Genomic DNA, 7,189 nt, shown 5'->3' with positions numbered 1-7,189 from the left:
CGCGCGCCTCACCCCCGCTCCCGGCCCGGCCGCCCGCCGGCCCGCGCGGGGCCGGCGCCCGTCGTCATCTCCGCCCGGCGGCCGTTGAGCGGGCCAATTGGTAAACCCTTCCTGGGAATACGGCTGAAAAAATCTCGATTTCGCTGGAGTTTCTGCTTCCCCTGCCGAGGTCATTGATTGAATATGGGACCACCGCAGCCCATGCGCTCCCCCCAGTAGGTCGGTGCACTCAGCCGACCACGGGTTGCGGCCTTTCAGCCCGTACGAGAGGCCAGGGAGCCATGTCTGCGATGCTCAGCGACGAGGCGCCCGGTGGTGGTCGCCGCCGACGCGACGTGCCGACCGATTCCCCACCGGTCACCGCCGGTGATCCGCTCGTCGACCCGCTCGTCGACGAGGCGCTGGCCGTGGGCGCTCAGGCCCAGGCCGAGGCCCGTGCACGGCTGATCGAGGAGGAGCGGCGCCTGATGGCGCTCGAGGCCGAGCTGCGTCGCGCCGCCGAGGAGCGCGAGACGGCCGAGGGCCGGCTGCGTCGGGCTCGCGCCGACGCGGACCGTCTCGCCCGGGAGGCCGAGCGGGCGCTCGCCGAGGGCATCGCGGCGGCAGAGCGCGTGGCGGCGGTCCAGCGACTGGGCGAGACGACCCCGGAGCACGCGTCCACGGCTCCCGCCGTCGAGGCCCACCCGCTGCCCCCCGACCCGGTCATGATGTACGCCGCGCAGGCCCTGACCGCGCAGGCGGCGGAGGCAGCTGAGGCGGCACGCGCGTCACGTGAGAGCGGCATCGCGCCGGATGGACGGCACCGCTCGTCCCCGGTGTCGCACCGCGCGCCCCGTGGACGCGACGCCGTGGCCCGGGCCGCGGCGCCCACGCCGCCGTCCACGCGGGGGCCGAGCCGTCTGGGCGGCGCGTTCCGGACGGCGGGCGTCGTCGTCTGCGTCGGCGTGGCCGCCCTCGCCGGGTCGGCGTACCTGGACTCGCAGAAGGCACTCGCGACCTCCGAGCTGTGCCTGAGCGCCGGTCCGATCGACCGGGCCCAGGTGCGCGGCGTGATGAGCGATCTCGGACGGGGGCGCATCAGCGCCGACAACGCCGGTGCCGCCCGGCTGCGCGGCATGGTGACGACCGGTCTCAGTGCGGTGAACGTCCCCGCGGACCTGTCGGGCGAGGTCCCCGCGGCCGCACGGGCACTGCAGAGCGCCGAGCGTCGCATGGCCGCGATGATCAATGCCGCCGCAGCGACCGCGGCGGCCGGCAAGGACTGGAAGGCGACACCGTCGCCGCAGGAGCTGGTGGCACTGCGCAACCGGCTCTTCGGTGCGGAGGACGCCTTCCGGGCGGCCTGCTCCGACCTCGCCTCGTGACCGTCGCCCGGGCCTATCCACCCGTCCGTTAGTTTCGACGGGTGGTCACCAGCACGCAGATCCAGCTCGCCCGTCGTCCTGTCGGAGAACCCGTCGACGACGACTTCCTCATCACCTCCGTCGACCTCCCGGAGCCCCAGGAGGGCCAGGTCGTCCTGCGGACGCTCTACCTCTCCCTCGACCCCTACATGCGGGGTCGGATGAGCGAGGCCAAGTCGTACGCCGCCCCGGTCGGTCTCGGCGAGGTCATGGTGGGCGAGACCGTCAGCGAGGTCGTCGCCACCCGCTCGGAGCACTACGCCGTGGGAGACATCGTGCGCGCCTACACGGGTTGGCAGACCCACGCGGTCGTCGACCAGCGCCACCTGCGTCGCATCGATCCGGCCGTGGCGCCGCTCTCCGCACACCTCGGGGTGCTGGGCATGCCGGGTTTCACCGCCTACGCCGGCCTGCTCGAGATCGGGCGCCCGAAGGAGGGGGAGACCGTCGTCGTCGCTGCTGCGACCGGCCCGGTCGGGTCGGCCGTGGGTCAGATCGCGCGGCTCAAGGGGGCCCGCGCGGTGGGGATCGCCGGCGGTCCCGAGAAGGTGCGCGCCCTCACCGAGGAGTTCGGGTTCGACGCAGCAGTCGACCACCGCTCGCCGACCTTCGCCGAGGACCTCGCCTCCGCCGTGCCCGACGGGATCGACGTCTACTTCGAGAACGTCGGCGGCCCGGTCGCCGACCAGGTGACCCGTCACCTCAACACCTACGCACGCCTCCCGGTGTGCGGCCTGATCGCCAACTACAACGCGACCTCCGCTCCTGAGGGGCCGGACCGGCTCCCGGCGTTCATGGGGCGCGTCCTGACCCTGAGCCTCACGGTGCGCGGCTTCATCCAGACCGAGTTCGTGCCCACGCACGCCGAAGACTTCGCCCGGGAGATGGGCGAGTGGGTGCTGCACGAGAAGATCCGCTACCGCGAGGACGTCGTCAGCGGACTCGAGAACGCTCCCGAGGCCTTCCGGGGCCTGCTGAAGGGGCGCAACTTCGGCAAGCTCGTGGTGCAGGTCGCGTGAGCGACACCCGCGCGGACGCCGCGCCCGTCGAGGAGGCCCGTCGGGTCCACGAGCCGGATCCGACCGCTGAGCTCTTCGCGAGCCGCAGCGTCGCCGAGCATCTCGTTCGAGGCGTCCTCGGGGTTGTGCTCGCCGTCGCTGCCTTCGCGCTCGCCGGGCGCAGCAGCGGGCTCTCGCTGCTCCTGCTCGCGCCGGCCGCCCTGCTGTGGCGCGGGTGCCCGACCTGCTGGGCCCTCGGTCTCGTCCAGACCCGGGCGCGCTGCGCCTCGGGGTGCGAGGTTCGCAAGGCCCGCTAGTCTCGCGGCCGTGGCCAGCCTCGACGATCCGATCACCCTGCCCAGCGGCCTGCGACTGCCCCACCGGGTGGTCAAGTCTGCGATGACCGAGAACCTCGCCGACGCGGACAACCAGCCGACGGGCGCGCACGAGCGGCTGTACCGCCGCTGGGCCGACGGCGCGGCGGGCGGGCTCCTCGTCACCGGCAACCTCATGGTCGATCGTCGCTACCTCGAGCGCAGCCGCAACATCGTCGCCGACGCCCACCTCGACATCGACCGGCTCCGTCGCATCCGTACCGCGGCCGGCGCCAGCCCTCTGGTCGCGCAGCTGAACCACCCCGGCCGCCAGACCAACCGGTTCGTGGCCGCGCGGCCCGCCGCGCCGAGCGCCGAGGCCGGCGCGGTGCCGATGCTGGGCCTGTTCGGCCGTCCCCGCGAGCTGGGCGCGAGCGAGATCGAGGGCATCATCGCCGGTTTCGGTGCGAGCGCACGGCGGTGTGAGCAGGCGGGCTTCGAGGGGGTCCAGGTGCATGCTGCCCACGGCTACCTGCTGGCCCAGTTCCTCTCCCCGCACGTGAACCGGCGCACCGACCGGTGGGGAGGTGCGCTGGAGAACCGGGCCCGGGCCCTCCTCGAGGCGGTGCGCGCAGCCCGCGCCGCCACCGGGGCCGGCTTCACCGTCGGGGTGAAGCTGAACTCCTCCGACTTCCGCCACGGCGGCTTCACCGAGGACGACGCCGAGCGCGTCGTCGCGCTGCTCGTGGAGGAGGGCGTCGACTTCATCGAGATCTCCGGCGGCACCTACGAGAACCCCGCGCTGTTCGGCGAGGTGGAGGAGCTGGCGGCCGGTCGCGGGGAAACGGTCAGTCACAAGGAGGCCTACTTCGCGGGCTTCGCGCGCCGGGCCCGCCAGGCGGCTGGCTCCGTGCCGCTCATGCTCACCGGAGGCATCCGTACCCGCGCCGCGATGGAGTCGCTGCTCGCCGACGGGGGCGTCGACCTCATCGGCCTCGGTCGGCCCGTGGCGCTCGACCCGGACCTCACCGCGCGACTGGTGGCCGGCGGTGACGGCGTCGCTCTGCCTCGCTACGCGCTGCCCACCGTCGCCGGTGTCGCGGGGGAGTCGGAGTGGTACGAGGCACAGATCGCCCGGATGGGCCACGGTCGCGAGCCCGACGCCCGCATGCGCGCGGTCACCGCGGCCTCCCGGTTCGTCGCCGGTGAGGCGCTGCGCGGCCTGGCCGGACGTCGTCGGCGCGCGCGACTGGTCGCCCGCGCCGAGGTGGCCGTCACGACCGACTGAGCGCTTCGTCGCCCGTGATCGAGCGGCGCATCGCGATGAGCCACTCCCGATAGGCGACGTGGGAGGCGCGCAGGCGCTCGCCGGGCCAGTGCGCGGGAAGCAGCGCATCGGGAAGCACGGGATCGGCCAGCAGGTGACGGCCCGCGGTGGCACAGGCGGTGAACCGCAGCCGCGGGTCCTCGGTCGACGTCGCCGCGAGCAGGGCCTCCGCCCGGACGGCCCAGCCGTCGAGGTCCCACAGCGCCCGGGTCAGGCGCACGGGGTCCGGAGGGCGGGCGCCGCTCATCACCTCGCAGTCGCGCAGCACCGATTCGGGCCACTCGATCTCCAGGTTCGCCGGTCGCGTCCAGGCGCCCTCGCGCAGCTCGGCGAGGCGCAGATCGCTCAGCACCGCCCGCAGCTCCGCGCGTTCGGTCGCCGGACGACCCGTCGTGGTGACCAGGACCACGTGCCACCCGCCGTCCCAGTCGCGGCGGCTCGGATGCGTCGCGGCATCCTGGCGCCGCTGGCGCAGCTGGAGGCGTTCGGAGAGCCGGAGGCGGCCGTCGTCCTCGCGGACGAGGTCGCCGGCGGACACCATGCGCGAGAGAGCCACGCGCACGGCGGACTCGCCGAAGCCCACGACCCCGGCGGTCGCGACGATCTCGCGGGGCGTGAGGGCAGGCAGCTCCGCGCCGAGCAGCAGCGTGAGGACGGCGGAGCGCGTCGTCACCGGGACCAGCTCGGCCTCTGCCTCCACCATGCCTGACATCCTCGCCGATATTTCATTTCGCTGTCGAGTGTCGGCGGAGTGTTCCAGCATGTGGTTTCGCTCTGGCTGCGACTGTCGGCGATCTGTAATGGTTCGTCCATGAGCGATCAGACCCCCGCACCACTGGCCGGACGCACCGTGATGATGTCGGGCGGCAGCCGCGGCATCGGCCTGGCCATCGGCCTCGCCGCCGCCCGGCAGGGTGCCAACGTCGTCCTGCTGGCCAAAACCGACGTGCCCGACCCTCGCCTGCCCGGCACGGTGCACACCGCGGCCGCCGAGATCGAGGCAGAGGGCGGGCAGGCGCTCGCCGTCGTCGGCGACGTGCGCGACGAGGCGTCGGTGGAGCGTGCGGTGACGCAGGCGGTCGAGCGCTTCGGCGGCATCGACGTGTGCATCAACAACGCCTCCGCGCTGGCGCTCGACGGCACCGAGGCGCTGCCGGTCAAGCGCTTCGACCTCATGACCCAGATCCAGCTGCGCGGCACCTATCTGCTCACCCGCGCGTGCCTGCCCCACCTGCGCGAGGGCACGAACCCGCACATCCTGTCGCTCTCCCCGCCGCTCAACCTGAACCCCGCCTGGCTCGGCAAGCACCCCGCTTACACGCTCGCGAAGTACGGCATGTCGCTGCTGACGCTCGGCTGGGCGGCCGAGTTCGCCGAGGCCGGCATCGCGGCCAACTGCCTGTGGCCCGAGACCATCATCGCCACCGCGGCGGTGCAGAACCTGCTCGGCGGCGAGGAGGCGATGAACCGTGCCCGTACGCCGGAGATCGTGGCCGACGCCGCCGTCGAGATCCTCGGGCGCGACGCGCGCACCTGCACCGGCAACACCTTCCTCGACGTGGAGGTGCTGCGCGAGGCCGGGGTGAGCGACCTCTCGGCCTACGGCGACGGCGACGACCTCGAGCTCGACATCTTCATCGACGGCTGAGCCCCGCGCGCCCGCTCGCGGGCGCGGATCTCAACCGCCCTCACCGGGCGGCAGGCCGCGCTCGCCGCCGAGCCGTGCCCGCGAGGCCGCCCGCACGCCGGCCGCGCTCGAGGTGGGTGCTGCGTTCGCAGCGCGCGCGGCCCCACGCCAGGTGCCGCGCACGCCGTGCTCGCGCTGCATCCGGCCGAAGTAGTCGACCACCTCGACCTGCTTGGCGCGCAGTGCCAGCTCGGTGCTCGTGGACGCCGCCGACGATCCGGTGCCGCCGGCGGCGCGGGCGTCGTCGGCGCGCGCCCGGGCGTGCGCCTCGCGCTGGGCCTCGCGCTGGGCCTCGCGGAGCCGGGTGCCCACGTGTTCGGCCCAGGCCTCGTAGAAGGCCGCGCGCGCGGTGGATCCGTGGACGGGCTGCTCGACCCACCGCCCGCGGCGGGAGTCCCAGGCCGTGCGGACGTCGCGGCGGTGGGCGCCCGAGCGCAGGTGGTCGTCGCCGTCGCTCACCATCTGCGTGACCAGCGAGGCGTACAGCGCCTTGACGATCGCGATGTCGGAGGGGAAGCCGTAGAGGGTGACCCGGGTGTTGGAGGTGTAGATCGCGACGCGGACGTCGTTGGCCCGGGCGATCTCGAGCATCAGCCGCACGTAGCGGGCGAGCGACCGCTTGCCGCTCTCGCCGATCGGCACCGTCTCCCAGGCCGGCTCCTCGCGGTGCTCCTCGCCGGATGCGGTGGCGCGAGCGACGGCGAGGGCGATCTGGTGCCGGGTGGCGAGGGTCTGCGCCTTGGCGAGGTAGGCGTCGCGCTCGGCGAGGTTGGTGCTGCGCTCGGCTTGGCGCAGCAGGCGGCCGATGCGCAGCAGGGTGCGGTCCTCGCCGTCGACCCCGGTGTCGAGGCCGACCTGCCGGTAGGCCAGGTGGAGCAGCTCGGCGGTGACCGGCAGGCCGAGGTCCTCCAGCAGGCGAAGGAACGTGGTGCGGAAGTCGCCGCCGTGACCGGGGGCCCCGCACAGGTGGTGGGCGACCTCGTGCAGCACCACCAGTCCGCGCAGCGACCATGCGCCGCCGATCTCGCGCGGCGGCAGGGCGATGACGCCGGCCGCGGACGCGGAGCCGGCGTGCTCGTAGTGCGCCCGCGTGGCTCCCCGCCGCCCCCGCACGACCACCGGCACCGCGGCGCGGTCGTCGCCGCCCGGCCCGGGGTAGGACGCACCGGCGCGGCGCAGGTGCCCGAGCACCCGGTCGAGGTAGGGCTGGACGTGCTCGGGATCGGTGAAGCGGGGCTCCACCTCGGGCTCGAAGGTGCGGACCTCCGACCCCACACGCACCCGCACCGGCTCGCCGGGACGGCGGGCTGCGTCGTCGAGCCAGGCGGCGGCGAGGTCCTCGGCCGCGTAGACCTCGCGGGTGTCGTCCCCGGCGGCGGGAGATGGGGCGGGAGTGCTCATGCCGAAAGGCTGGCAGAGGCCCCCGACGGTGGGCGCGCGTCGTCCACAGGGGAGGGGCG

7 protein-coding genes are annotated in these 7,189 nt (G+C 74.0%); 5 read left to right on the top strand and 2 right to left on the bottom strand.

Annotation, left to right across the window (positions count from 1 at the left end; translation table 11 throughout):
- Nucleotides 1-281: 281 nt before the first annotated feature.
- From ACERUN_RS07350 to ACERUN_RS07335, 4 genes are read left to right on the top strand one after another with little or no spacing between them, the layout of a single operon-like run.
- On the top strand, nucleotides 282-1,364 hold the full coding sequence (locus ACERUN_RS07350) for a hypothetical protein (RefSeq protein WP_370289208.1): 1,083 nt from the start codon (nucleotides 282-284) through the stop codon (nucleotides 1,362-1,364).
- 41 nt (nucleotides 1,365-1,405) lie between these two features.
- The gene (locus tag ACERUN_RS07345; RefSeq protein WP_370289207.1) at nucleotides 1,406-2,422 is read left to right on the top strand and encodes an NADP-dependent oxidoreductase; all 1,017 of its coding nucleotides are present in this window, start codon (nucleotides 1,406-1,408) and stop codon (nucleotides 2,420-2,422) included.
- Nucleotides 2,419-2,718 carry a hypothetical protein gene (locus ACERUN_RS07340; RefSeq protein WP_370289206.1) on the top strand — a complete coding sequence of 100 codons (300 nt, stop codon included), beginning with the start codon at nucleotides 2,419-2,421 and terminating at the stop codon, nucleotides 2,716-2,718. The genes ACERUN_RS07345 and ACERUN_RS07340 overlap by 4 nt, the downstream gene beginning before the upstream one ends.
- 10 nt (nucleotides 2,719-2,728) lie before the next feature.
- Nucleotides 2,729-4,003 (top strand): NADH:flavin oxidoreductase, encoded by a 1,275-nt coding sequence (locus ACERUN_RS07335; RefSeq protein WP_370289205.1) that lies wholly within the window; start codon nucleotides 2,729-2,731, stop codon nucleotides 4,001-4,003.
- Here ACERUN_RS07335 and ACERUN_RS07330 read toward each other — a convergent pair.
- Complete coding sequence (locus tag ACERUN_RS07330; protein ID WP_370289203.1) at nucleotides 3,990-4,745, bottom strand: PaaX family transcriptional regulator C-terminal domain-containing protein; 756 nt, start codon at nucleotides 4,743-4,745, stop codon at nucleotides 3,990-3,992. The genes ACERUN_RS07335 and ACERUN_RS07330 overlap by 14 nt on opposite strands.
- Nucleotides 4,746-4,853: 108 nt before the next feature.
- On the opposite strand from ACERUN_RS07330, the gene ACERUN_RS07325 reads away from it, so the two are divergent.
- Nucleotides 4,854-5,690 carry an SDR family oxidoreductase gene (locus ACERUN_RS07325; protein ID WP_370289202.1) on the top strand — a complete coding sequence of 279 codons (837 nt, stop codon included), beginning with the start codon at nucleotides 4,854-4,856 and terminating at the stop codon, nucleotides 5,688-5,690.
- 30 nt (nucleotides 5,691-5,720) lie between these two features.
- On the opposite strand, the gene ACERUN_RS07320 is transcribed toward ACERUN_RS07325, so the two are convergent.
- Entirely contained in the window at nucleotides 5,721-7,130 is a 1,410-nt protein-coding gene (locus ACERUN_RS07320; RefSeq protein ID WP_370289201.1) for a DUF2786 domain-containing protein, read from the bottom strand.
- Nucleotides 7,131-7,189: the final 59 nt, after the last annotated feature.

Origin of the sequence: Nocardioides sp. (assembly GCF_964229035.1) — a bacterium.
GTDB lineage: Bacteria > Actinomycetota > Actinomycetes > Propionibacteriales > Nocardioidaceae > Nocardioides.
This window is presented reverse-complemented; position numbering and strand designations above follow the sequence as displayed.